The organism is Burkholderia sp. IT-111MI5 (assembly GCF_949752865.1).
GTDB lineage: Bacteria > Pseudomonadota > Gammaproteobacteria > Burkholderiales > Burkholderiaceae > Burkholderia > Burkholderia pyrrocinia_C.
In genome coordinates this window covers 230557-252527 of sequence record NZ_CATKIF010000055.1, presented here as the reverse complement: position 1 = coordinate 252527, position 21971 = coordinate 230557, and the positions used below count along the sequence as shown (strand labels likewise).

Genomic DNA, 21971 nt, shown 5'->3' with positions numbered 1-21971 from the left:
GTCGTCACTTGGCGCGCCTTCTGAAGTAAGCGTATTTGAAGCCCATCACCCACAACATACCGAAATATAGTGCAGCGAACAGCACCAGGCACGCGGCCATCAACGCGATGCGATCGAGCGGCTGCGTGCGCATCCCGGTCCAGTCGAAGCTGATCGAGAACCAGTGCATCACGCCCGCGAGCACGAGCGTCGCACCGACCAGCTGCATGAAGAAGCGCGGCCAGCCCGACGACGGCTGGTAGATGCCGCGCTTGCGCAGCCCGAGGAACAGCAGCAGCGAGTTCAGGCACGCGCCGACGCCGATGCTCAGCGTGAGGCCCGCATGGCCGATCAGCGGCACGAACACGTAGTTCGAGATCTGCGTGACGATCAGCACGCCGATCGCGATCTTCACGGGCGTCTTGATGTCCTGCTTCGCATAGAAGCCCGGCGCGAGGATCTTGATCAGGATGATGCCGACGAGGCCGATCCCGTAGGTCGCGAGCGCACGCGCGACCATCGTGACGGTATGCGCGTCGAACTTGCCGTAGTTGAAGAGCGTCGCGGTGAGCGGCGTCGCGAAGAAGAACAGCGCGAGCGCGCTCGGCGCCGCGAGCAGGAACGTGACGCGCAGCCCCCAGTCGAGCAGCGCCGAATATTCGGTCGAATCGGCGTCGACGTGCGCCTTCGACAGGCTCGGCAGCAGGATCGTGCCGAGCGCGACGCCGAGCAGCGCCGTCGGGAATTCCATCAGACGATCGGCGTAGTTGATCCACGACACGGCGCCCTGCCCGAGCCGCGACGCGATGTTGGTGTTGATGATCAGCGACAGCTGCGCGACCGACACCGCGAACGTCGCGGGCACCATCTTCGCGAGCACGCGCTTCACGCCGGGGTGCCGCAGCGCGCGCAGCGGGTTGAGGCCGATCAGCGGCACCATGTCGATCTTCTTCAGGCCCGGCAGCTGCACGAGGAACTGCAGCACGCCGCCCACGATGACGGCCCACGCGAGCGCGAACACCGGCACCTTCAGGTGCGGCGCGACGAACACGGCCGCGGCGATGAATGCGACGTTGAGCAGCACCGGCGCGAACGCGGGCAGCGAGAAGCTCTTGTACGTGTTCAGCACGCCGGACGCGAGCGTCGTCAGCGAGATGAACACGATGTACGGGAACATGATCTGCGTCATCGTGACCGCGAGCGGGAACGCCTGGCCGTCGGTGTGCAGGCCAGACGCGACCGCGAACACGACCCACGACGCGCCGGCGATCCCGAGGACCGACAGCACGGCAAGCGCCCACGCAAGCACGGTCGACATCGCGTCGACGAGCGCCTTCGTCGCATCGTGCCCCTGCTGGTTCTTGAACTCGGCGAGGATCGGCACGAACGCCTGCGAGAACGCACCTTCCGCGGAAAGGCGGCGCAGCAGGTTCGGAATGCGGAAGGCGACGTAGAACGCGTCGGTGTATTGACTGGCGCCGAACGCACGGGCGATCAGCGTCTCGCGGGCCAGTCCGGTCACGCGCGACAGCAGCGTGAAGCCGCTGACCGTCAGCAGGGCTCGGAATAGATTCATGGGGCGCTTATTATACGGACGTTGCGTGACCCGGCCACCGCCCGATGCCGAAAAGCGCGCCCGCTGCCGGCGCCCCGCCCGGCGGGTGTCACATCGATCTTGCCACTCGCTTGATTTTGTTGCTATAATCGCCCGTTTCTAGGCCTGTACATGTACGGCAACTGCCGTTTCCATGTTCCGGCCTCGGTTAAAATCACCGTTTTTTTATGCGCCCCTGGGCAATCGTTCTCAGGGGACGGATCGAAAAGCAGCGCTTGGCCGTCAGGCTCCAAGCTCTGGAAACAGGACAGGATAAGGAACCGTCATGGCTAACTCCGCACAAGCACGCAAGCGCGCCCGCCAGGCCGCGAAGGCAAACTCGCACAACTCGGCGCTGCGCTCGAAATTCCGTACCGCGATCAAGTCGGTTCGCAAGGCTGTTGAAGCCGGCGACCAGGCAAAGGCTGCCGAGCTGTTCAAGGCTGCCGTGAAGACGATCGACACGATCGCCGACAAGAAGATCGTTCACAAGAACAAGGCCGCTCGCAGCAAGAGCCGCCTCGCCGCAGCCGTCAAGGGCCTGCAGGCAGCAGCGTAAATCCGGTGTGACCGGCAAGGGCGCCCGCTCACGCGGGCGTTCCTGTTTCCTGCGATCGCAAAAAAACCCGCCTAGGCGGGTTTTTTTGTTGCCTGTCGTACGGCGATCGTGCCGACCGACGACAGCCAGGGCGGGCGCACCAGGCGCCCTCGCCCTTCGGCATCACCGCATCACTTCTTCGCGCCGTAGTCCGGCAGCTCGCACGCCTCGGTGACGACGAGGTTGTTGTCCTTCGCGAAATTCAGCACGAAATCGAAAGCCATCGGCTCGATGTCGCGCAGCCGCGAATCGAGGATCACGCATTTCAGGTCGCCGAGCATCGTCGGACGCACGTACAGCGAATACTTGAGACGTGCATTCGGCCCGCTCGCCCCCGGCCCGAAGCAGGCCATCACACCGGCCAGACGTTCCGACCAGTCGCTCGGGCGAAACTTTTTCCCGTCTTTCGTAATGCCCTGGATAAAGAATTCGGTCGGAGGGGTTTCAGCCATGTGGTTACCCAAGTGACGGCCCGGCGATGCCCAGGCGACGGCGCCTGGATACGCGAACACAAAGCTGGAATGGACGGCGGCACAAGCATTCCGATATCCCGAAAACAGGACGCCGACGCGTGCTGCCGGTGTGCCGCACCGGATTTGTGCAGCGCACAGCTTGTGTCCGGCAGAGCGCGAAGAGGCTTGCCTGCCGGGCTGGAGAAAACTTTTGGATTATACCGCAGCGCGCCATCGCGCGTCGTCCCGACGCCCCCTTCCCGTACCGCCGGCCGCGCGCGGAGATCGCGCCCCGCTTCTCTTCGCGGCTCGTCAAAGCACAGAAAATCCTTTATGCTGCTTTGAGTTATCCACACCCGACGGCGGCGCCGTCCGGCCTCGCTGCCGGGTGAAACCCGCCGTATTTCGCTTCATGACCGCCAAAACCATTCGTCACTACCTGCAGTTCAAGGATTTCTCGCTGGAAGACTACGAGTACGTGCTCGAACGCACGGGTATCCTGAAGCGCAAGTTCAAGAACTACGAGACCTATCACCCGCTGCACGACCGCACGCTCGCGATGATCTTCGAGAAGAGCTCGACGCGCACGCGCCTGTCGTTCGAGGCCGGGATCTTCCAGCTCGGCGGCCACGCCGTCTTCATGAGCACGCGCGACACGCAGCTCGGCCGCGGCGAGCCCGTCGAGGATTCCGCGCAGGTCATCTCGCGGATGGTCGACATCATCATGATCCGCACGTTCGAGCAGGAGGTCATCCAGCGCTTCGCGGAAAACTCCCGCGTGCCGGTGATCAACGGCCTGACCAACGAATACCACCCGTGCCAGGTGCTCGCCGACATCTTCACGTACTACGAGCACCGCGGCCCGATCGCCGGCAAGACCGTCGCATGGGTCGGCGATGCGAACAACATGCTCTACACGTGGATCGAAGCCGCGCAGATCCTCGGCTTCAAGCTGCGCCTGTCGACGCCGCCCGGCTATGCGCTCGACATGAAGCTCGTGTCGCCCGACAGCGCACCGTTCTACGAGGTGTTCGACGATCCGAACGAAGCATGCAAGGGCGCCGATCTCGTGACGACCGACGTATGGACGAGCATGGGTTTCGAAGCCGAGAACGAAGCGCGGATGAAGGCGTTCGCCGACTGGTGCGTCGACGAGGAAATGATGGGGCACGCGAACCCGGACGCGCTGTTCATGCACTGCCTGCCCGCGCACCGCGGCGAGGAAGTGACGGCCGGCGTGATCGACGGCCCGCAGAGCGTCGTGTGGGACGAGGCGGAAAACCGCCTGCACGTGCAGAAGGCGCTGATGGAGTTCCTGCTGCTCGGCCGCCTCAAACACTGACGCGCCGCCGGAATCCGGCAGCAGACGCAAAAAGCGCCGATCGACGATCGGCGCTTTTTGTTTGGGTACGTGAAAACCGGCGCGGACCCGCGCTACAGGCAGACCGGCTCGGCCTCGAGCTCGACGCCGAATTGCTCGCGCACGTCGGCCTGGATCGCCCGTGCCAGCGCGAGCACGTCGGCGCCCGTCGCGCCGCCGCGATTGACGAGCACGAGCGCCTGGCGGTCGTGCACGGCCGCCGCGCCCAGCGCGCGCCCCTTCCAGCCACAGCGGTCGATCAGCCAGCCGGCCGCGAGCTTCACCTGCCCGTCCGGCTGCGGATACGACACGACATCGGGCGCGCGGGCGCGCAGCGCAGCGAACTGCGCGGCGTCGATCACCGGATTCTTGAAGAAACTGCCCGCGTTGCCGAGAACGAGCGGATCGGGCAGCTTCGCGCGGCGGATCGCGACGACCGCGTCGAACACGTCGCGCGGCGTCGCCGCATCGGGCGCGATGCCGCGCGCGTCGAGCTCGCGCGTGACGTCCGCGTAGCCGAGCCGCGGCGCCCATCGCCTGGGCAGCCGGAACGTCACCGACACGATCGCGAACCGGCCGCGCCCTTCCCGCTTGAAGAAGCTGTCGCGATAGCCGAACGCGCAGCGCGCGGCGTCGAAGCGCTCGCTGCGCCCCGTAGATAGCTCGACGGCGACCAGCGAATCGAAATACACCTTCATCTCGAGGCCGTACGCGCCGATGTTCTGGATCGGCGCGGCGCCGACCGTGCCCGGGATCAGCGCGAGATTCTCGAGGCCCGGCATCCCGTGCTCGAGCGTCCACGCGACGAAGTCGTGCCAGTTCTCGCCGCCGCCGGCCTCGACGTACCACGCGTCGTCGTCCTCGCGCACGACGCGGCGGCCCGCGATTTCGTCGAGCAGCACGACGCCGTCGAAATCGCGTGTGAACACGACATTGCTGCCGCCGCCGAGCACGAGCTGCGGCAGGTTCGCGACGCGCGGGTCGCGATGCAGCGCCTCGAACTGCGACGCGTGCGTGATGCGCGCGGCGAAGCGCGCGTTCGCGTCGATGCCGAACGTGTTGTGCGCGGCGAGCGGATGGTCGGGAAGCAGCGACAGGGCGGAATCGTCAGGAGGCATCGGCATTCGCGGTCACGTCGGCCCGGGCCGGCGGAAGGCCGGTCTTGGGCAAACGGAGGGGCATCGGTAAAATGGCAAACAGTCCGCAATTATAGCGAGTGCCCGCGCGCGAGCCGGGTGCCCGCATCTCAAGGGAGAATGCCATGCCATCGTTCGACGTCGTTTCCGAAGCGAACATGATCGAAGTGAAGAACGCCATCGAGCAGTCGAACAAGGAAATTTCGACGCGCTTCGACTTCAAGGGCTCCGACGCGCGCGTCGAGCAGAAGGAACGCGAGCTGACGCTGTTCGCCGACGACGATTTCAAGCTCGGCCAGGTCAAGGACGTGCTGATCGGCAAGCTGGCCAAGCGCAACGTCGACGTGCGCTTCCTCGACTACGGCAAGGTCGAGAAGATCGGCGGCGACAAGGTCAAGCAGATCGTCACCGTGAAGAAAGGCGTGACGGGCGATCTCGCGAAGAAGATCGTGCGGCTCGTGAAGGATAGCAAGATCAAGGTGCAGGCGAGCATCCAGGGCGACGCGGTGCGCGTGGCGGGCACGAAGCGCGACGACCTGCAGAGCGTGATCGCGATGCTGCGCAAGGACGTGACCGACACGCCGCTCGACTTCAACAACTTCCGCGACTGATCGCCGGCCGATCCGTCCCGTCATTCCGCCGGGCCCCGCACACGCGGCGCGCCCGGCGCGCGGCAAGCGCCGCGTCGTCAGGCTTTCCCGCCGTCCTGCGCGCCGCCGTCCGCGGCCGCCTTCTTCTTGTCGCCGATCCGGCTCTCCTGCCCTGCGAGCAGCTTCGAAATGTTGCCGCGGTGACGCCACACGAGCAGCACGCTCATCGCGAGCACGGCCCATGCGACCGGGTTGTGGCTCGTGCCGAACAGGAATACGTCGAACACCGGCGCGAACACCGCCGCCACCAGCGCCGCGAGCGACGAATAGCGGAAGAAGAATGCGACGATCAGCCAGGTCAGCGCGGTCGCGAGCCCGAGCACCGGGTGCACGGCGAGCAGCACGCCGGCCGCGGTCGCGACGCCCTTGCCGCCCTGGAAGCGGAAGAACACCGGATACAGGTGGCCGATGAACACGGCAATCGCGACCCATGCGACCGCGACGTCGGGCAGGCCGAAGCGCCGCGCGAGCCAGACGGCAATCCAGCCCTTGAATGCGTCGCCGACGAGCGTCAGGATCGCGGCTTTCTTGTTGCCGCTGCGCAGCACGTTGGTCGCGCCGGGATTCTTCGACCCGTATGAACGCGGGTCGGCCAGGCCCATCGCGGCGCTGACGACGACGGCGAACGACACCGAACCGATCAGGTAGGCAACGAGGGCGGCGAGCAGGATCTGCATGCGGAGGACTCTTCTTTCAACGTATCGGTAAAGGGACGGCTCGGTGCGCGGCAAGCCGAAACGGCGCCCATTCTACCGAACGAGCGCGGCCTGCCACGAAGGTGAAACCCTCAGTCGACGCTCGCGCACTGCACGGGCTGCGCGCCGAGCAGCGACGTGAGCACCGCCGGCGCGAGGCTGACGAGGTAGCCGCGACGGCCGCCGTTCAGGTAGATCGTCGGCAATTCGAGGATCGTCGCCTCGACGTAGACGGGCATCGTCTTGCGCGTGCCGAACGGCGACGTGCCGCCGACGAGATAACCCGAATGGCGGTTCGCGACCTCGGGCTTGCACGGCTCGACGCGCTTCGCGCCGATCTGCCGCGCGAGGTTCTTCGTCGACACGGTGCGGTCGCCGTGCATCAACACGATCAGCGGCTTCGCGTGCTCGTCTTCCATCACGAGCGTCTTCACGACGCTGTGCTCGTCGACGCCGAGCTGGCGCGCCGATTCGCCGGTGCCGCCGTGTTCGACGTATTCGTACGGATGCTCGCCGAACGCGACGCCGTGGCGGCGCAACAGCTGGGTCGCAGGGGTTTCGGACACGTGTCTGGATTTACTCATGGCGGCATTCTAATGGCGAACGACCGGCGCGCGCGATGGCGCGCCCGCGCCGGCGGTATACTCGCGGCCCGTTTTCTGCCGGGCGGCCCGCGGCGTCGCCGTGGCGATTCCGCCCATCATCATTGCAGACATCGCGAAACGCTATTGCCCGTTTGGCCGATTGTGGCGCGTGCATCGTCATGGCACGATCGTTCGCAAACATCGTCACGCCGCCGCCCGCCCCTTTTCTGGAGACGCCATGCCCTCGCCCATCCGCTCTTCCGAGTCGCTCGACGTCGATGCGCTGCTCGCCGCGCTGCCTAACCGCATCGCCGACGTGCCCGCGCGCTGGGCCACGCGGGCGCCCGCGCATCCGGCGCTAATCGAGGACGCGCGCCGCCTGTCGTACGGCGACTTGTCGCAGGCCGTCGATGCGGCCGCCGCACGGCTCGCGAGCCTCGGCGTGCAAGGCGGCGACCGCGTGATGATCGTCGCGGAAAACTGCGTCGCGCAGATCGTGCTGCTGTTCGCGGTCGCCCGCGTCGATGCGTGGGCGCTCGTGTCGAACGCGCGGCTGTCTGCCGGCGAACTCGATGCGATCGCCGCGCACGCGCGTCCGAAGCTGATCGCGTTCGCGACGGACGCGTCGCCCGACGCACGTGCCCACGCGGCGCGGCTCGGCGCGACGCCCGCCGGCGCGCTGCCGGTCGACATCGGCACATGGTCGTATCGCGTCGATGCGAGCGCGCCTGCCGAACCGGTGGCCGCCGACGGTGCCGCGCAATGCGCGGCGCTGATCTACACGACCGGCACGACCGGCACGCCGAAAGGCGTGATGCTGTCGCACCGCAACCTGCTGTTCATCGCGGCGACGTCGAGCACGCTGCGCCGCGTGTCGCCGGACGACGTCGTCTATACGGTGCTGCCCGTGTCGCACGTGTACGGGCTCGCGTCGGTCTGCCTCGGCAGCCTGTACGCAGGCGCGACGCTGCGGCTCGCACCGCGCTTTGCGCCGGAGGCCGTGCGCATCGCGCTCGCCGACGAAGGCGTCACGATCTTCCAGGGCGTGCCCGCGATGCACGCAAAGCTGCTCGAACACCTGCACACGCACGGCCACGCGTGGCACGCGCCGCGCCTGCGCTTCGCGTATTCGGGCGGCTCGCCGCTCGATGCGAACCTGAAGGCGCGCGTCGAGCGCGTGTATGGCGTGCCGCTGCACAACGGCTACGGGATGACCGAAAGCAGCCCGACCATCACGCAGACGCCGCTCGACGCGCCGCGCGCCGACAGCTCGGTCGGCGTGCCGATTCCGGGCGTCGACATGCGGATCGTCGCGCCGGACGGCACCGACGTGCCGCAAGGCGAAGTCGGCGAGATCCGCGTGCGCGGGCCGAACGTGATGCTCGGCTACTACCGCAACGCGGACGCCACGCGCGCGGCCGTGTCGCCGGACGGCTGGCTGAGCACCGGCGATCTCGCGCGGCAGGACGCGGACGGCGCGGTGACGATCGCGGGCCGCAGCAAGGAACTGATCATCCGGTCCGGCTTCAACGTGTATCCGGTCGAAGTCGAGCAGGTGCTGAACGCGCATCCGGACGTCGTGCAGGCGGCCGTCATCGGCCGCGCGGTCGAAGGCAACGAGGAAGTGCTCGCATTCGTCGAGCTGGTGCCGGGTGCGGCGGCCAACGAAGCGGCGTTGCATGCATGGTGCGCGGAGCGATTGGCGCCTTACAAACGCCCTGCTCACATCCGCGTGCTCGACGCGTTACCGGCCGCATCGACCGGCAAGGTGCTGAAGCACAAGCTGCGCGACCTGGCCTGACGCCAGCCGGCCGGCAGGCGCGCGCAGCGAAGAACGCGCCGTGCCGGAATCGCGCGCCCCCGTGCGCTAGCCGCGCGGATGGTGTTGCGCGTGCAGCGTCCTCAGCCGCTCGCGCGCGACGTGCGTATAGATCTGCGTGGTCGAGATGTCGCTGTGGCCGAGCAGCAACTGCACGACGCGCAGGTCGGCGCCGTGGTTCAGCAGGTGCGTCGCGAACGCATGCCGCAGCGTGTGCGGCGACAGGTGCGCGCGCACGTCGGCCTGCTGCGCGTGGCGCTTGATGATGTTCCAGAACTGCTGGCGCGTCATTCCGTCGCCGCGCGCGGTCACGAACAGCGCGTCGGCCGCGCGTGCGCCGAGCAGCGCCGGCCGCGCATTGCGCAGATAGCGCTCGATCCAGCCGTGCGCGACTTCGCCGAACGGCACGAGCCGCTCCTTCGAGCCCTTGCCCATCACGCGCACGACGCCCTCGTTGAGGCCGACCTCGACGGTCTTCAGCGTCACGAGCTCGCTCACGCGCAGCCCGCTCGCGTACATCAGCTCGAGCATCGTGCGATCGCGCAGGCCAAGCGGCGTGTCGATGTCGGGCGCACCGAGCAGCGCCTCGACCTGCGCCTCGGACAATGTCGACGGGAACCGGGCCGCCTGTTTCGCGGACGTGATCCGCAGCGTCGGGTCCGCGCTCGCGCGATGCTCGCGCACGGCCCAGCCGTAATAGCGACGGAACACCGACAGCCGCCGGTTCGACGACGTCGCCTTGCCGTCGCTGCGCGCGGCAATGTAGCCCGTCACCATCGCCTCGTCGGCCGAATCGAGCGGCGCGTCGTGCGTCGCGGCCAGCCATCGGGAAAACAGCACCAGATCGCGCCGGTACGCGTCGAGCGTGTTGCGCGACAGCCCGTGCTCGAGCCACAGCGCATCGCAGAACACGTCGATCGACGCGCGGCTCGCAAGCAGCGCGGGCGATGCCGCGGCGGCATCGTCGTCGGCTTCGGGGGAAATCAGCGGTTCGCTCATCAGTACGGCACGCCTTCGTGCGCCAGCAGCCAGCGCTTCACTTTCTGGTAATAACCGTTGTCGTCGTGGTTCGCGAAGCCGCCGAGGCCGCCTGCCGCGACGACGCGATGGCACGGGATCACGAGCGGGAAGTAGTTCGCGCCGCACGCCTGGCCGACCGCGCGCGGCGCGCTGCCGATCCGCTTCGCGACCTGCCCGTAGGTCAGCACCGTGCCGGGCGGGATATCGCTGATCACGTCCCACACGCGGTGCTGGAACGCGCTGCCGACTTCGGCGAGCGGCAGGTCGAAGCGCGCCGACGCACGCTCGAAATAACGTTCGATCTGCTTGACCGCGCGCTTCGCGAGCGGCGAATCCGGCTCGACCGACTTCACCGATTCGGGCAGATAGACGATCTCGCGCACCACCGCGGCGTCCGTGCGGATGCCGACCTTGCCGAACGGCGCGTCGATGACTGCATTGAACATTGCCCTCTCCTGAGCGATGGATGGCGCGGCACCGCCGCGCGCCGACGACACTTTACGCCGCCTTCACGCGGCGCGCAGCGCCCATTCGACATGCTCGCGCACGACCGGCGACGGATCGTCGGCCCGCGCGCGCAACGCGGCGACGATCGCGTCGCGCGCCTGCGGCGAAAGCCGGTCGGCGCTCGCGCGCAGCGCATTGCCGAGCCCGACCGCGAGATTGCGCAGCCAGCTTTCGTAACCGATGCGCCGGATCGCGCTGCCCTGCATCCGCGTATCGAACGCTTCCGCATCCCACCCGAACAGCTCGACGAGCGTCGCGCGGTCGAGGCCGTGCCGCACGTCGAAATCGGCCACCGGCGCGGCCTGCGCGAACTTGTTCCACGGGCACACGAGCTGGCAGTCGTCGCAGCCGTACACGCGATTGCCGATCATCGGCCGTAGCGGCTCGGGAATGCTGCCTTTCAGCTCGATCGTCAGGTACGAGATGCAGCGGCGCGCATCGACGCGGTACGGCTCGACGATCGCGCCGGTCGGGCACGCGTCGATGCAGCGCGTGCAACTGCCGCAATGCGCGCCCGGGGTCTCGGGTGCGGTATCGGGCGACGTGTGCGCGTCGGTCGGCAGCGGAATATCGACGTAGATCTCGCCGAGGAAGAACAGCGAACCCGCATCGCGCTGCAGCAGCAGCGTGTGCTTGCCGCGCCAGCCGACGCCGGCCTTCTGCGCGAGCTCGACCTCGAGCACGGGCGCCGAGTCGGTGAACACGCGGTAGCCGAACGCGCCGATCTCGTGCTCGATGCGCTCCGCGAGCGTCTGCAGCCGGTTGCGCAGCACCTTGTGATAGTCGCGGCCGCGCGCATAGATCGACACGACGGCCGCCTGCGGATCGTCGAGCCGCGCCCGTTCGCGTGCGCGCCAGTCGTGCGGCGCGAGCGCACCGGGCACATCGCCGGGCGCGCCAGGGGCGAGCGTTTCGGCCGGCAGGTAGGCGAGTCGCACGGAAATCACGCGTCGCGTACCGGCCACAAGTTCGGCCGGCCGCGCGCGTTTCATCCCATGTTTCGCCATATAATCCATTTCGCCGTGGTATCCGGCTTCCAGCCAGGCGGCGAGGCCTGCTTCGGCATCCGAGAGATCGGTATCGCTGATGCCGATCGCCCCGAAACCCAATTCGCGCCCCCACGCCCTGATGCGCGCGGCGAGCGCAGTCAAGGCCGCATCGTCGAGCGCGCACGGCGCCGCGCCTTCGGCATGAGTCGAAGGCCTGTCGGATGCGGCGAGTTCCGGTAATCGGTTCATCGCACTATTTTACGAGAATGCCAGCCACGTCCCATACGCCTCATGCCGCCACGCTGCCCGCCCCGCTCGCGGAGCGCGTGATCGCGCTCGCCGACGAAGCGGCGACCGAGGCCTTCGGCACCCGCTTCGCGCATGCGCTCGACGCGGCGCGCCTCGATCTCGCCCGCGCGCATGCGTTCGACGGGCTGCAGATCCAGCTGGTCGGCGATCTCGGCGCGGGCAAGACGACCCTCGTGCGCGCGATCCTGCGCGGCCTCGGCCACCAGGGCCGCGTGCGCAGCCCGACCTATACGCTCGTCGAGCCGTACGCGCTCGAACGCAGCGATGGGGAACTTGAGGTCTATCACTTCGATCTGTATCGATTCAACGATCCGGCCGAATGGTCCGACGCAGGCTTTCGCGAATATTTCAATTCCAGCGCGATCTGCCTCGTCGAATGGCCGCAACAGGCGGGCGTGCTGCTCGGCGTGCCCGACCTGGTTTTCTCGCTCGACGTGGATGGCGACGGCCGCGCCCTCACCGTCCGGGCGTACAGCGCTTCAGGAAAGGCATGTCTCGAAAGATGTTGATCAAACCGTTCCGCTCGATCGAATCGGCGGCCACCGCGACGCATAACTGGCGGCGCCGCCAGATCCTGCGCGCGGGCGCGTCGACGCTGGTGCTCGGCCTCGTCGCGCCGCGGCTCGCGCACGCGTCGTCGGTGCTCGGCGTGCGCGTGTGGCCCGCGCGCGATTACACGCGCGTCACGATCGAATCCGACCAGCCGCTGCAGAATAGCCAACAACTGCTGCAGGGTCCCGACCGTCTCGTCGTCGACCTGAACGGCCTCGATCTCGACCAGGCGCTGCGCGACCTCGTGTCGAAGATCGCGCCGAACGATCCGCAGATCCAGTCGGTGCGCGTCGGCCAGTATCAGCCGCACGTCGTGCGGATGGTGTTCGACCTGAAAGGCTCGGTGAAGCCGCAGGTGTTCACGCTGCCGCCGGTCGGCACCTACAAGTACCGGCTCGTGTTCGACCTGTATCCGGCCGTCGCGCCCGATCCGCTGACCGACCTGATCGCGCAGACGGAACGCAAGGAACAGGCGCTCAACGACACGGCGCGCGCGCAGCAGATGCAGCCGCCGAGCGCGCTGAACGGGCCGGCCACGCCGCCCGTCGCGGGCAACGACAACAGCGACGCGTTCTTCCAGCGCTTCGCGCAGAACACGCCGGGCACACCGCACACGCCGCCGGCTGCCGGCACGCCCGCGACGCCCGCGAAGCCGGCCGTCAAGCCGCCGCCCGTCATCGCGCGCCGCGACGACAGCGACGACGACGGCGACACCTACAAGTTCACCGCACCGAAATCCGGCAAGGGCGGCACCGTGCGCCTGCTGACGGTCGCGATCGATCCGGGCCACGGCGGCGAGGATCCGGGCGCGATCGGCGGCGGCGGCACGTACGAGAAGCACATCGCGCTCGACATCGCGAAGAAGCTGCGCGCGAAGATCGACGGCGCGCCGAACATGCGCGCGATGATGACGCGCGACGCCGACTTCTTCGTGCCGCTGAACGTGCGCGTGCAGAAGGCGCGCCGCGTCGGCGCCGATCTCTTCGTGTCGATCCACGCGGACGCGTTCACGACGCCGTCCGCGCGCGGCTCGTCGGTGTTCGCGCTATCCGATCACGGCGCGTCGAGCGCCGCGGCGCGCTGGCTCGCGAACAAGGAGAATTCGTCGGACCTGATCGGCGGCATCAACATCAAGACACAGGACGCGGCCGTGAGCCGCGCGCTGTTCGACATGTCGACGACCGCTCAGATCCGCGATTCGATGCGCTACGGCAACTACGTGCTGAAGGAAGTCGGCGGCATCAACAAGCTGCACAAGGGCTCGGTCGAGCAGGCCGGGTTCGCGGTGCTGAAGGCGCCCGACATTCCGTCGATCCTCGTCGAGACCGCGTTCATCAGCAACCCGGACGAAGAGCGCAGGCTCAACGACGACAGCTATCGCGACGAGATGGCCGACGCGATCTTCCGCGGCATCAAGCGTTATTTCGCCGCGAATCCGCCGCTCGCGAAGAACCGGATGGCCTGACGGCCGTACCCGGCCACCCCGCCCCGCCGCCGGCACGCAGCGCGTGCCGGCGCGTCACGACGCCGCGAAGCGGCGCATCAGTTTCCCGCCGAACACGTTCACCGCGAGCCCGCCCATCACGAGCGCCGCGCCGATCAGTTGCGCGCGCGTCAGGTGCTCGTCGAGCAGCAGCGCCGACGACGCGAGCCCGACGATCGGCACCAGCAGCGAAAATTGCGCGACCTGCGCGGCCGGGTAGCGCGACATCAGGCGGCTCCACAGCCCGTAGCCGAGCAGCGTCGCGACGAACGCGAGATAGACGACCGCGAAGATCGACGCACCGTCGAGCCCGGCGAGCGCGGTCGCGATCCGCTGCGGCCCCTCGAACCACAGCGACAGCAGGAAGAACGGCACGGGCGGCACGAGGCTCGCCCACACGACGAGCGACACGAGGTTCGCTTTCCCGACCTTCTTCGTGACGATGTTGCCGAACGCCCACATCGCGGCCGAACAGATCGTCAGCAGGAAGCCCGCGAGCGTCATCGCGCGGCCGCCCTGCGCCGCGATCACGACGAGCCCGCCCGCGGCGATCGCGAGCCCGACCAGGTTCTGCACGCGCAGCCGCTCACCGAGGAACAGCATCGCGAACACCAGCGTGAAGAACGCCTGCGACTGCAGCACGAGCGACGCGAGGCCGGCCGGCATGCCGACGTACATGCCGGTGAACAGGAACACGAACTGGCCGAGCTGGATCGTCGCGCCGTACAGCAGCAGCAGGCGCCACGGAATCTGCGGCCGGCGCACGAAGAACACCGCGGGCACGGCCGCGAGCGTGAAGCGCAGCGCGCCGAGCAGCATCGGCGGCATCCCGTGCAGGCCGACCTTGATCACGACGAAGTTCACGCCCCACGCCAGGATCACGACCAGCGCGAGCAGCAAGTCCTTCGGGGCCATCATCGGCGTCTCCTCGATTGTCGAATCGTTGTGCAAAGTACCCCAACCCTGTCGCTTCGCGCCAGGCCCCCTGAGGGGGTCAGGAAAACTTGGGGTGGCCCGGCGTTTTCTTGAGAAGCGCGTCAGTCTACCGGGTTTCGCCGCCCGGCCCGATACCCGCGCGGCGCGCATGGAATCGTCGGCGGACGGCTATTACAATGACCTGCATCCCCATCGCATCACCGGACCCGCCATGACCGACTCGATCAAAGCCCTGCTGAAGCCGCACGTGCGCGACATCGGCAATCTGCAGGTGCGCCGCACGCTGCCCGCGCTCGCCGCGCGCCTCGTCGGCCCGTTCATCTTCTTCGATCACATGGGGCCCGCCACGCTGCCGGCCGGCACCGGGCTCGACGTGCGCCCGCATCCGCATATCGGGCTCGCGACCGTCACCTACCTGTTCGACGGCGCGATCCTGCACCGCGACAGCCTCGGCTCGCGGCAGGAAATCGTGCCGGGCGACGTGAACTGGATGACGGCCGGCCGCGGGATCGTCCACTCCGAACGCACGCCCGATGCGCAGCGCGCAAACGGCCACATGGTGCACGGGATCCAGACCTGGGTCGCGCTGCCGCGCGCGCACGAAACCACCGAGCCGTCGTTCGAGCACCATGCGGCCGACACGCTGCCGAAGCGCGACGAAGACGGCGTGTCGCTGACGGTGATCGCCGGCGATGCGTTCGGGCTGCGCTCGCCGGTCACGACGTTCTCGCGCACGCTGTACGTCGCGGCCGAATTCGCGGCCGGCGGCCGCATCGAACTCGACGCATCGCACGAGGAGCGCGCGGTCTACGTGGTCGACGGCGATCTCGCGATCGACGGCACGCCGGTTCCGGCCGAGCAGATGGCCGTGCTCGCGCCGGGCGCGGCGGTCGCGCTGACGAGCGCCGGCGGCGCGCGCGCGATGCTGCTCGGCGGCGACAGGATCGACGGCGAGCGCTTCATCGAATGGAATTTCGTCGCCAGCAGCCGCGACGCGATCGCGCGCGCGAAGGAAGCCTGGACGCGCCAGGAAATGGGCAAGGTGCCGGGCGAGACCGAGTGGATTCCGCTGCCCGAGTCGAAGCCGCGTTGAAAAACGGGCGCGCCGCCCCCATCCTGACGATATTCGAACGGAAGAGAACGACATGGACACCACGCTTGCCACATTCGAGAAAGACGTCATCGAGGCGTCGCTGGACACGCCCGTGCTGGTCGACTTCTGGGCGCCGTGGTGCGGCCCCTGCAAGACGCTCGGCCCGCTGCTCGAAAAACTCGAAGCCGATTACGACGGCCGCTGGAAGCTCGTGAAGGTCAACGTCGACGAGAACCAGGAACTCGCCGCGCACTTCCAGACGCGCAGCATCCCGCACGTGATCGCGTTCGCGGACGGGCGCCCGGTCGACCAGTTCGTCGGCGTGCTGCCCGAAGGCCAGTTGCGCGCGTTCCTCGACCGGCTGCTGCCGGCGCCCGAGGAAGCCGAACGCCGCGCCGCGCAGTACGCGATGGCAGAATCGCGCTACGACGACGCGCTCACGCACCTCGAAGCGGCGCTCGCGCTGAACCCCGGTTTCGACGACGCGCGCCTCGACCTGATCGAACTGCTGCTCGCGAACAACCAGGTCGAAGTCGCGCGCGCCGAGGCCGAGCGCCTGTCGCCGCAGATCGTGCAGGACGGCGATCCGCGCTACCAGGCGATCAAGACCCGTTTCGACGCGCTCGACGCAACGGCCGACCTGCCGCCGACCGACGCGCTCGAAGCGCGCATTGCGGCGAACCCCGGCGATCTCGACGCGCGCTTCGACCTCGCGCAGAGCCTGATCGCGCGGCGCGAGTATGAAGGCGCGCTGGAGCAGTTGCTGGAAATCGTGCTGCGCGACCGCGCGTACGGCGACGATCTCGGCCGCAAGACGATGATTTCGGTGTTCGAGCTGGCGGGCGACCGCCCCGATATCGTCGCCGGATGGCGGCGCAAGCTGAGCATGGCGCTCAACTGACGAACGACCGGCCGGGCCGCAATGGCCCGGCTGGGGCACCGTATCGCCGGCAGCGCGTGTCCCGCGCCGCAGCATGAAGCAACGCCCGCGCGTCGCCGATCAGCAGCTCAGCCGGCGGCCTGCGCCGCGATCGCGCGCAGCGCATGCGCGGCGGCCGCGAAGCCGAAGCTCGCGGTCACGCACACGCTCGAACCGAATCCCGCACAGTTGAGCCCCGCGACGTGCGCGGCCGTGGACGGCTCCGCGCCGTCCTCGATGTCGCATGCAGCCGCTTCCGGGTAGATCAGCGGCTCGTCCGAATACACGGCGCTGACCTTGAAACGCGCCTTCGGCCCGCGCGGAAAGCCGTGCTGCTTGCGCAACTGCGCGCGCACCTTCGACAGCAATGGATCCTGGATCGTCAGCGCGAGATCGTCGATCCGGATGCGCGTCGGGTCGAGCTGCCCGCCCGCGCCGCCGACCGTGACGAGCGGCTGCCGCTTCGCGACGCACCACGCGATCAGCGCGACCTTCGTGCGCACGCTGTCGATCGCATCGATCACGTAGTCGAAGCCGCCGCCGAGCAGCGCGTCGAAGTTGTCGGGTTCCGCGAAATCCTCGATCCGGTTCACGCGGCACGCGGGATCGATCAGCGCGATCCGCTCGGCCATCGCGTCGACCTTCGGCTTGCCGTAATTGCCGTCGAGCGCATGGATCTGCCGGTTCGTATTGCTTTCCGCGACGTTGTCGAGATCGATCAGCGTCAGCGTGCCGACCGCGCTGCGCGCGAGCGCCTCGGCCGTCCACGACCCGACGCCGCCGATCCCGATCACCGCGACGTGCGCACGCTCGAAAGCGGCGGCCGCCGGCGCGCCATACAGCCGCGCGACGCCGCCGAAACGCCGTTCGCGATCCACGTCAAGCTGGATTGTCGGGGTCGGGGTAAGATCAGAAGAACTGGGCGGGGCAGTGTCGGCAGCGGACATGGCAGCAAGGAAAACGTAAGTCGAGCAGCCCTCTATTTTGCCTGAACTCCCCGCTCCCACGTCCCACTGTGCACGCACGATTCTTGCGCGTTCGCTATACTGGCCCCAGATTGAAGCGTTTGCATAACATGACGACTCTCGCCGATCTCCGCATCAACTATTCGCGTGCTTCGCTCGACGAAGCCGATGCCGCCCCCGACCCCTTCGTCCAGTTCGACCGCTGGTTCAAGGAGGCGCTCGCCGCCAAACTGCCCGAGCCGAACACGATGACGCTCGCGACCGTCGGCGCCGACGGACGGCCGTCGGCCCGGATCGTGCTCATCAAGGGCGTCGACGAACGCGGGTTCGTCTTTTTCACCAATTACGAAAGCCGCAAGGGGCACGACCTCGCCGCGCATCCGCAAGCGGCGCTGCTGTTCTACTGGATCGAGCTCGAGCGCCAGGTGCGCATCGAAGGCCGGATCGAGAAAACCAGCGCCGAAGAAAGCGACCGCTATTTCGCGTCGCGCCCGCTCGGTTCGCGCATCGGCGCATGGGCGTCCGACCAGAGCGCGGTGATCGACAGCCGCGCGACGCTCGAAGCGCGCGAGAAGGCCGTCAGCGAACGCTACGGCGACGCCCCGCCGCGCCCGCCGCACTGGGGCGGCTACCGCCTCGTGCCCGACGCGATCGAGTTCTGGCAGGGGCGCCCGTCGCGGCTGCACGACCGTCTGCTCTATACGCGCGACGCCGACACGTCGCCGGGCTGGACGATTTCGCGCCTGTCGCCGTAAGCGCGGCGCCGGCGCACGCCGGTCGTGTCTCGTATTGCATCCGGGCGCCCGCGCCGCAAGCGGCGGGCGCCGTCAAGATACTTGGCTGTATTCGATTCAACGAACAAACGGAGAATCCAAATGTTCTGGGAAAAGAAGCTGGCACAGTGGGCGGACGAAGTACGGGCGAAAGCGAACATACCGGCGCGCCTCGTGCTGTGGAACGGCGAGCAACTCGATTTCGGCACCTTCAGCGCGCCGCAGGTCACGCTGAAGGTGAACAGCGCGTCGGCGTTGCCGCTGTTGCTCGAACCGAGCCTCGACAATCTCGGCGAGGCGTACGTGAAGGGCAAGATCGACATCGAGGGCAAGCTGTCGGACATCATCAACATCGGCTACTCGCTCGCGCGCAACACGGTGACGAGCGCGAGCAAGCTCGCGCGCGTGAAGCGCTACTTCAATCACACGAAGAACACCGACAAGAAGGCGATCCAGTACCACTACGACGTCTCGAACGAGTTCTACAGGCTGTGGCTCGACGAGAACATGGTGTACTCGTGCGCGTACTTCGAGAACGGCGACGAGGATCTTGCCACCGCGCAGATCAAGAAGATCGACCACATCCTCACGAAAATCCAGTTGCAGCCGGGCCAGCGCCTGCTCGACATCGGCTGCGGCTGGGGCGCGCTCGTGCTGCGCGCCGCGCAGAAGTTCGGCGCGACGTGTCTCGGCGTGACGCTGTCGCAGAACCAGTTCGACCTCGCGACCGCGCGCGTGAAGGCCGCGGGACTGGAAGACAAGATCGAGATCCGCCTGCAGGACTACCGCGAAATCGACGGCCAGTTCGACCGCATCACGAGCGTCGGGATGTTCGAGCACGTCGGCCGCAAGAACCTGCCGCTGTACTTCTCGCGGGTGCGCGAACTGCTCGCCGACGACGGCATCGCGATGAACCACGGCATCACGTCGACCGACGCGGAAAGCGGCGAAACGGCGCTCGGCGGCGGCGAGTTCATCGACCGCTACGTGTTCCCGGACGGCGAGCTGCCGCACATCAGCCTCGCGCTCGAAGCGGCGCAGCGCGGCGGGCTGGAAGCGGTTGACGTCGAAAGCCTGCGGCGGCACTATGCGCGCACGCTCGACATCTGGACGGAAAACTTCGAGGCGAAGGCCGAGGAAGCGCGAAAACTCGTCGACGACGAAAAATTCCGCATCTGGCGCGTGTATCTCGCCGGCTGCGCGTATGCGTTCGAACACGACGACGTGTCGATCTTCCAGATCGTGTGCCGCAAGGCCGGACGCAGCGCGAAAACGCTGCCGTGGTCGCGGCGCTATATGTACGAACATGCGCTGCCGCGCTAGGCGGCGCTTCACGCTGGGCATGCATGGGTGACGGCAGGACGCGGCGCAAGGCGCCGCCGGAACGACAGCAGCGCGACGACACGGACGAGTCGCACGCCGACGGACAATTCGACCTGTTCGGCGTGCCGGCGGACGCTGCACGCGCGTCGCCTCCCGCAGGCGACCCGCCCGCTGCAAACGCCAATGACCGCGTGACGTCGAACCCGCATGACGATGCGCGGCAGGCGCCACCCGCCCGCGCAGCCTCCCGCCGTTCCGACTCCGACGAACCGCCGCCCGCCTCCGGCCTGCTGTGGGACGAACCATCGCCACCGGCCGCGCCGACGAAAAAAGGCCGGCGCCAGCGCGGCGTGCCGCCCGCGCCGATCGCAGCGGACGTCGCCGATGCAGCGGCCGGCCTGCCGCCTAACGTCCGGCTCGGCACGTCGTCGTGGTACTTCCCCGGCTGGAACGGCATCGTCTACGACGGCGATTTCGCGCAGACGAAGCTGTCGCGCGAAGGGCTCGAAGCATACGGCGCGCATCCGCTATTGAAGAGCGTGAGCCTCGACCGGTCGTTCTACGGCCCGCTGTCGGTGGCCGACTACCTGCGCTACGCGCAGCAGGTGCCCGACGATTTCCGTTTCGTCGTGAAGGCGCCGGCCGCCGTGACCGACGCGGTCGTGCGCGGCCGGCGCGGCGAGCCGTCGGGACCGAACCCGACCTTCCTCGACGCGCAACTCGCCACCCGGGAATTCGTGCAGCCTTGCGTCGAAGGGCTCGGCCGGAAGGCCGGCGTGCTCGTGTTCCAGTTCTCGCCGCTGCCCGATCATCTGCTCGCCGAACCGGCCGCGCTGATCGACCGGCTCGCCGCGTTCTTCGCGGCGCTGCCGCCGCTGCCGCCGGAAGCCGACGGCCCGCGCTACGCGATCGAGATCCGCGACGCGAGCCTGCTCACGCCGCGCTTCATCCGCGCGCTCGCCGCGCTCGGCGTGCGCTACTGCGTCGGCCTGCACGCGCGGATGCCCGACCCGCTGCGCCAGGCCGCCGCCCTCGCGCTGCTCGACGGCGACGCGCCGGGCCCGCTGATCGTGCGCTGGAGCCTGCACGGCGGCTTCAAGTACGAACAGGCGAAAGCGAAGTACGAACCGTTCGACAAGCTCGTCGACGAGGATCCGGCCACGCGCTCGGCGCTCGCCGAACTGGCCGCGCGCTACGCGCTGGCCGGGCAGCCGGTGATCATCACGATCAACAACAAGGCGGAAGGCTCCGCGCCGCTGTCGTGCATCGCGCTCGCGCGCGAAATCGCCGCCGCGTGCGCGCAGTGGCGCAACGAGGCGGCTTGACGTCGGGTTCGCCGGTTTCCGCCGGTCGCGCGCTTACGCGCCGCGCAGCGACTTCAGCCGGTGCGAGAACTTCTGCCGGAATTTCGCGAGCTTCGGCCCGATCACGACCGAGCAGTAGCCCTGCCCCGGGTTACGCGCGTAATAGTTCTGGTGATAGTCCTCGGCCGGCCAGTAGTTGCCGTCGAGCGGCACGACCTGCGTGACGATCGGCTGCCCGAACACCTGCTCGCGCTCCAGCTCGCTGATCACGTCCAGCGCGGTGTCGCGCTGCGCATCGGAATGCGTGAACACGACCGACCGGTACTGCGTGCCGACGTCGTTGCCCTGCCGGTTCAACTGGGTCGGATCGTGCGTCGCGAAGAAGATCTCGAGAATCTCGCGATAGCCGATGCGCGCCGGATCGAACGTCACGTTGACGACTTCCGCGTGGCCCGTGTCGCCTTCGCAGATGTCGCGATAACCGGGATTGCGCGTATGGCCGCCCGCATAGCCCGACTGGACGGCCGTCACGCCGTCGACGTCGAGAAACACGGCCTCCGTGCACCAGAAACACCCGCCTCCCAACGTCGCGGTTTCAAGCATTTCGTTCCCCATGAAATCAGACCCTCGTTGATGACAGCAGCCGGCACGCAGGTGCCGGCGCCACCGTTGCATCTCGCCGCTGCGCGTCCGTGGTACGGGACGCAGCGGCACTTCGGCAAGTATCTCACTCGCGCGCGAACCTGGCAGATCGCACAGGTGCCGCGCGCGACCGGCCACACGTTTCTCGACTACACTTAGGCACGCGTAACCGCGGCGCAAACCGTCCGGCCTCGCAAAGCGTCCGATGCACGCCCGACCCTGATGCACCCATCATCTGCCGGAACATCGATATGCACGTCTTGACAGACATCGCCCGCGTCGCGGGCCC

23 protein-coding genes are annotated in these 21971 nt (G+C 67.8%); 12 read left to right on the top strand and 11 right to left on the bottom strand.

Features of this window, described 5'->3' with window-relative positions; all coding sequences use genetic code 11:
* Positions 1-4: 4 nt before the first annotated feature.
* Positions 5-1555: a murein biosynthesis integral membrane protein MurJ gene (gene murJ, locus ACM6JT_RS28345; RefSeq protein WP_034178851.1), complete on the bottom strand. Its 1551-nt coding sequence runs from the start codon at positions 1553-1555 to the stop codon at positions 5-7.
* A gap of 304 nt (positions 1556-1859) precedes the next feature.
* Between murJ and rpsT the strand changes: the two genes are divergently transcribed.
* The gene (rpsT, locus tag ACM6JT_RS28340) at positions 1860-2132 is read left to right on the top strand and encodes a 30S ribosomal protein S20 (protein WP_006482211.1); all 273 of its coding nucleotides are present in this window, start codon (positions 1860-1862) and stop codon (positions 2130-2132) included.
* A gap of 170 nt (positions 2133-2302) precedes the next feature.
* Here the strand turns inward: rpsT and ACM6JT_RS28335 are convergent, their stop codons facing one another.
* Positions 2303-2623 carry a DUF3579 domain-containing protein gene (locus ACM6JT_RS28335; RefSeq protein ID WP_034178852.1) on the bottom strand — a complete coding sequence of 107 codons (321 nt, stop codon included), beginning with the start codon at positions 2621-2623 and terminating at the stop codon, positions 2303-2305.
* 412 nt (positions 2624-3035) lie between these two features.
* Between ACM6JT_RS28335 and argF the strand changes: the two genes are divergently transcribed.
* Positions 3036-3965 carry an ornithine carbamoyltransferase gene (argF, locus tag ACM6JT_RS28330; RefSeq protein WP_034178853.1) on the top strand — a complete coding sequence of 310 codons (930 nt, stop codon included), beginning with the start codon at positions 3036-3038 and terminating at the stop codon, positions 3963-3965.
* Positions 3966-4057: 92 nt separating this feature from the next.
* Here the strand turns inward: argF and murB are convergent, their stop codons facing one another.
* Entirely contained in the window at positions 4058-5107 is a 1050-nt protein-coding gene (murB, locus tag ACM6JT_RS28325) for a UDP-N-acetylmuramate dehydrogenase (RefSeq protein ID WP_175748900.1), read from the bottom strand.
* Between the two features lie 137 nt (positions 5108-5244).
* On the opposite strand from murB, the gene ACM6JT_RS28320 reads away from it, so the two are divergent.
* Positions 5245-5730: a YajQ family cyclic di-GMP-binding protein gene (locus ACM6JT_RS28320; protein ID WP_011885818.1), complete on the top strand. Its 486-nt coding sequence runs from the start codon at positions 5245-5247 to the stop codon at positions 5728-5730.
* Between the two features lie 77 nt (positions 5731-5807).
* On the opposite strand, the gene plsY is transcribed toward ACM6JT_RS28320, so the two are convergent.
* Together plsY and ybaK are read right to left on the bottom strand one after the other, a co-directional pair.
* On the bottom strand, positions 5808-6446 hold the full coding sequence (gene plsY / locus ACM6JT_RS28315) for a glycerol-3-phosphate 1-O-acyltransferase PlsY (RefSeq protein WP_034178855.1): 639 nt from the start codon (positions 6444-6446) through the stop codon (positions 5808-5810).
* A gap of 110 nt (positions 6447-6556) precedes the next feature.
* Positions 6557-7048 carry a Cys-tRNA(Pro) deacylase gene (gene ybaK / locus ACM6JT_RS28310; protein WP_012329097.1) on the bottom strand — a complete coding sequence of 164 codons (492 nt, stop codon included), beginning with the start codon at positions 7046-7048 and terminating at the stop codon, positions 6557-6559.
* A 238-nt stretch (positions 7049-7286) separates the two neighbouring features.
* Between ybaK and ACM6JT_RS28305 the strand changes: the two genes are divergently transcribed.
* Positions 7287-8849 carry a class I adenylate-forming enzyme family protein gene (locus tag ACM6JT_RS28305; RefSeq protein ID WP_217590013.1) on the top strand — a complete coding sequence of 521 codons (1563 nt, stop codon included), beginning with the start codon at positions 7287-7289 and terminating at the stop codon, positions 8847-8849.
* A 66-nt stretch (positions 8850-8915) separates the two neighbouring features.
* Here the strand turns inward: ACM6JT_RS28305 and xerD are convergent, their stop codons facing one another.
* The 3 genes from xerD to queG form a co-directional block, all read right to left on the bottom strand.
* Positions 8916-9866: a site-specific tyrosine recombinase XerD gene (gene xerD / locus ACM6JT_RS28300; protein ID WP_034178857.1), complete on the bottom strand. Its 951-nt coding sequence runs from the start codon at positions 9864-9866 to the stop codon at positions 8916-8918.
* Complete coding sequence (locus ACM6JT_RS28295; protein WP_111016246.1) at positions 9866-10333, bottom strand: methylated-DNA--[protein]-cysteine S-methyltransferase; 468 nt, start codon at positions 10331-10333, stop codon at positions 9866-9868. The genes xerD and ACM6JT_RS28295 overlap by 1 nt, the downstream gene beginning before the upstream one ends.
* 63 nt (positions 10334-10396) lie before the next feature.
* Complete coding sequence (gene queG / locus ACM6JT_RS28290; RefSeq protein ID WP_217590012.1) at positions 10397-11632, bottom strand: tRNA epoxyqueuosine(34) reductase QueG; 1236 nt, start codon at positions 11630-11632, stop codon at positions 10397-10399.
* Between the two features lie 17 nt (positions 11633-11649).
* Here queG and tsaE point away from each other — a divergent pair, with 17 nt between their 5' ends.
* Both tsaE and ACM6JT_RS28280 read left to right on the top strand, forming a co-directional pair.
* The gene (gene tsaE / locus ACM6JT_RS28285; protein ID WP_034178860.1) at positions 11650-12201 is read left to right on the top strand and encodes a tRNA (adenosine(37)-N6)-threonylcarbamoyltransferase complex ATPase subunit type 1 TsaE; all 552 of its coding nucleotides are present in this window, start codon (positions 11650-11652) and stop codon (positions 12199-12201) included.
* Positions 12183-13709 (top strand): N-acetylmuramoyl-L-alanine amidase, encoded by a 1527-nt coding sequence (locus tag ACM6JT_RS28280; protein WP_105390063.1) that lies wholly within the window; start codon positions 12183-12185, stop codon positions 13707-13709. Before tsaE ends, ACM6JT_RS28280 begins: the two co-directional genes overlap by 19 nt.
* Before the next feature lie 54 nt (positions 13710-13763).
* On the opposite strand, the gene ACM6JT_RS28275 is transcribed toward ACM6JT_RS28280, so the two are convergent.
* Positions 13764-14642 (bottom strand): EamA family transporter, encoded by an 879-nt coding sequence (locus tag ACM6JT_RS28275; RefSeq protein ID WP_175749070.1) that lies wholly within the window; start codon positions 14640-14642, stop codon positions 13764-13766.
* Between the two features lie 232 nt (positions 14643-14874).
* Between ACM6JT_RS28275 and ACM6JT_RS28270 the strand changes: the two genes are divergently transcribed.
* Positions 14875-15756 carry a pirin family protein gene (locus tag ACM6JT_RS28270; protein ID WP_414857714.1) on the top strand — a complete coding sequence of 294 codons (882 nt, stop codon included), beginning with the start codon at positions 14875-14877 and terminating at the stop codon, positions 15754-15756.
* Positions 15757-15808: 52 nt separating this feature from the next.
* Positions 15809-16657 (top strand): thioredoxin, encoded by an 849-nt coding sequence (trxA, locus tag ACM6JT_RS28265; RefSeq protein ID WP_034178863.1) that lies wholly within the window; start codon positions 15809-15811, stop codon positions 16655-16657.
* 107 nt (positions 16658-16764) lie between these two features.
* Here trxA and tcdA read toward each other — a convergent pair whose 3' ends face one another.
* Positions 16765-17622: a tRNA cyclic N6-threonylcarbamoyladenosine(37) synthase TcdA gene (gene tcdA / locus ACM6JT_RS28260; protein WP_034178864.1), complete on the bottom strand. Its 858-nt coding sequence runs from the start codon at positions 17620-17622 to the stop codon at positions 16765-16767.
* A gap of 128 nt (positions 17623-17750) precedes the next feature.
* Between tcdA and pdxH the strand changes: the two genes are divergently transcribed.
* The 3 genes from pdxH to ACM6JT_RS28245 all read left to right on the top strand — a co-directional run bounded on the left by pdxH (position 17751) and on the right by ACM6JT_RS28245 (position 21061).
* Positions 17751-18395 carry a pyridoxamine 5'-phosphate oxidase gene (gene pdxH / locus ACM6JT_RS28255; RefSeq protein ID WP_034178865.1) on the top strand — a complete coding sequence of 215 codons (645 nt, stop codon included), beginning with the start codon at positions 17751-17753 and terminating at the stop codon, positions 18393-18395.
* A 120-nt stretch (positions 18396-18515) separates the two neighbouring features.
* Positions 18516-19736 carry an SAM-dependent methyltransferase gene (locus tag ACM6JT_RS28250; protein ID WP_034178866.1) on the top strand — a complete coding sequence of 407 codons (1221 nt, stop codon included), beginning with the start codon at positions 18516-18518 and terminating at the stop codon, positions 19734-19736.
* Positions 19737-19759: 23 nt separating this feature from the next.
* Positions 19760-21061: a DUF72 domain-containing protein gene (locus tag ACM6JT_RS28245; protein ID WP_034178867.1), complete on the top strand. Its 1302-nt coding sequence runs from the start codon at positions 19760-19762 to the stop codon at positions 21059-21061.
* A 33-nt stretch (positions 21062-21094) separates the two neighbouring features.
* Here ACM6JT_RS28245 and msrA read toward each other — a convergent pair whose 3' ends face one another.
* On the bottom strand, positions 21095-21655 hold the full coding sequence (gene msrA, locus ACM6JT_RS28240) for a peptide-methionine (S)-S-oxide reductase MsrA (RefSeq protein ID WP_034178868.1): 561 nt from the start codon (positions 21653-21655) through the stop codon (positions 21095-21097).
* 15 nt (positions 21656-21670) lie between these two features.
* Between msrA and ACM6JT_RS28235 the strand changes: the two genes are divergently transcribed.
* Entirely contained in the window at positions 21671-21841 is a 171-nt protein-coding gene (locus ACM6JT_RS28235) for a hypothetical protein (protein WP_161785043.1), read from the top strand.
* Positions 21842-21971: the final 130 nt, after the last annotated feature.

Coding starts and splice junctions, on each gene's coding strand:
- murJ (WP_034178851.1), bottom strand. CDS start 1,555: ATGAATCTATTCCGAGCCCTGCTGACGGTCAGCGGCTTCACGCTGCTG.
- rpsT (WP_006482211.1), top strand. CDS start 1,860: ATGGCTAACTCCGCACAAGCACGCAAGCGCGCCCGCCAGGCCGCGAAG.
- ACM6JT_RS28335 (WP_034178852.1), bottom strand. CDS start 2,623: ATGGCTGAAACCCCTCCGACCGAATTCTTTATCCAGGGCATTACGAAA.
- argF (WP_034178853.1), top strand. CDS start 3,036: ATGACCGCCAAAACCATTCGTCACTACCTGCAGTTCAAGGATTTCTCG.
- murB (WP_175748900.1), bottom strand. CDS start 5,107: ATGCCGATGCCTCCTGACGATTCCGCCCTGTCGCTGCTTCCCGACCAT.
- ACM6JT_RS28320 (WP_011885818.1), top strand. CDS start 5,245: ATGCCATCGTTCGACGTCGTTTCCGAAGCGAACATGATCGAAGTGAAG.
- plsY (WP_034178855.1), bottom strand. CDS start 6,446: ATGCAGATCCTGCTCGCCGCCCTCGTTGCCTACCTGATCGGTTCGGTG.
- ybaK (WP_012329097.1), bottom strand. CDS start 7,048: ATGAGTAAATCCAGACACGTGTCCGAAACCCCTGCGACCCAGCTGTTG.
- ACM6JT_RS28305 (WP_217590013.1), top strand. CDS start 7,287: ATGCCCTCGCCCATCCGCTCTTCCGAGTCGCTCGACGTCGATGCGCTG.
- xerD (WP_034178857.1), bottom strand. CDS start 9,866: ATGAGCGAACCGCTGATTTCCCCCGAAGCCGACGACGATGCCGCCGCG.
- ACM6JT_RS28295 (WP_111016246.1), bottom strand. CDS start 10,333: ATGTTCAATGCAGTCATCGACGCGCCGTTCGGCAAGGTCGGCATCCGC.
- queG (WP_217590012.1), bottom strand. CDS start 11,632: ATGAACCGATTACCGGAACTCGCCGCATCCGACAGGCCTTCGACTCAT.
- tsaE (WP_034178860.1), top strand. CDS start 11,650: ATGCCAGCCACGTCCCATACGCCTCATGCCGCCACGCTGCCCGCCCCG.
- ACM6JT_RS28280 (WP_105390063.1), top strand. CDS start 12,183: ATGTCTCGAAAGATGTTGATCAAACCGTTCCGCTCGATCGAATCGGCG.
- ACM6JT_RS28275 (WP_175749070.1), bottom strand. CDS start 14,642: ATGGCCCCGAAGGACTTGCTGCTCGCGCTGGTCGTGATCCTGGCGTGG.
- ACM6JT_RS28270 (WP_414857714.1), top strand. CDS start 14,875: ATGACCGACTCGATCAAAGCCCTGCTGAAGCCGCACGTGCGCGACATC.
- trxA (WP_034178863.1), top strand. CDS start 15,809: ATGGACACCACGCTTGCCACATTCGAGAAAGACGTCATCGAGGCGTCG.
- tcdA (WP_034178864.1), bottom strand. CDS start 17,622: ATGTCCGCTGCCGACACTGCCCCGCCCAGTTCTTCTGATCTTACCCCG.
- pdxH (WP_034178865.1), top strand. CDS start 17,751: ATGACGACTCTCGCCGATCTCCGCATCAACTATTCGCGTGCTTCGCTC.
- ACM6JT_RS28250 (WP_034178866.1), top strand. CDS start 18,516: ATGTTCTGGGAAAAGAAGCTGGCACAGTGGGCGGACGAAGTACGGGCG.
- ACM6JT_RS28245 (WP_034178867.1), top strand. CDS start 19,760: ATGGGTGACGGCAGGACGCGGCGCAAGGCGCCGCCGGAACGACAGCAG.
- msrA (WP_034178868.1), bottom strand. CDS start 21,655: ATGGGGAACGAAATGCTTGAAACCGCGACGTTGGGAGGCGGGTGTTTC.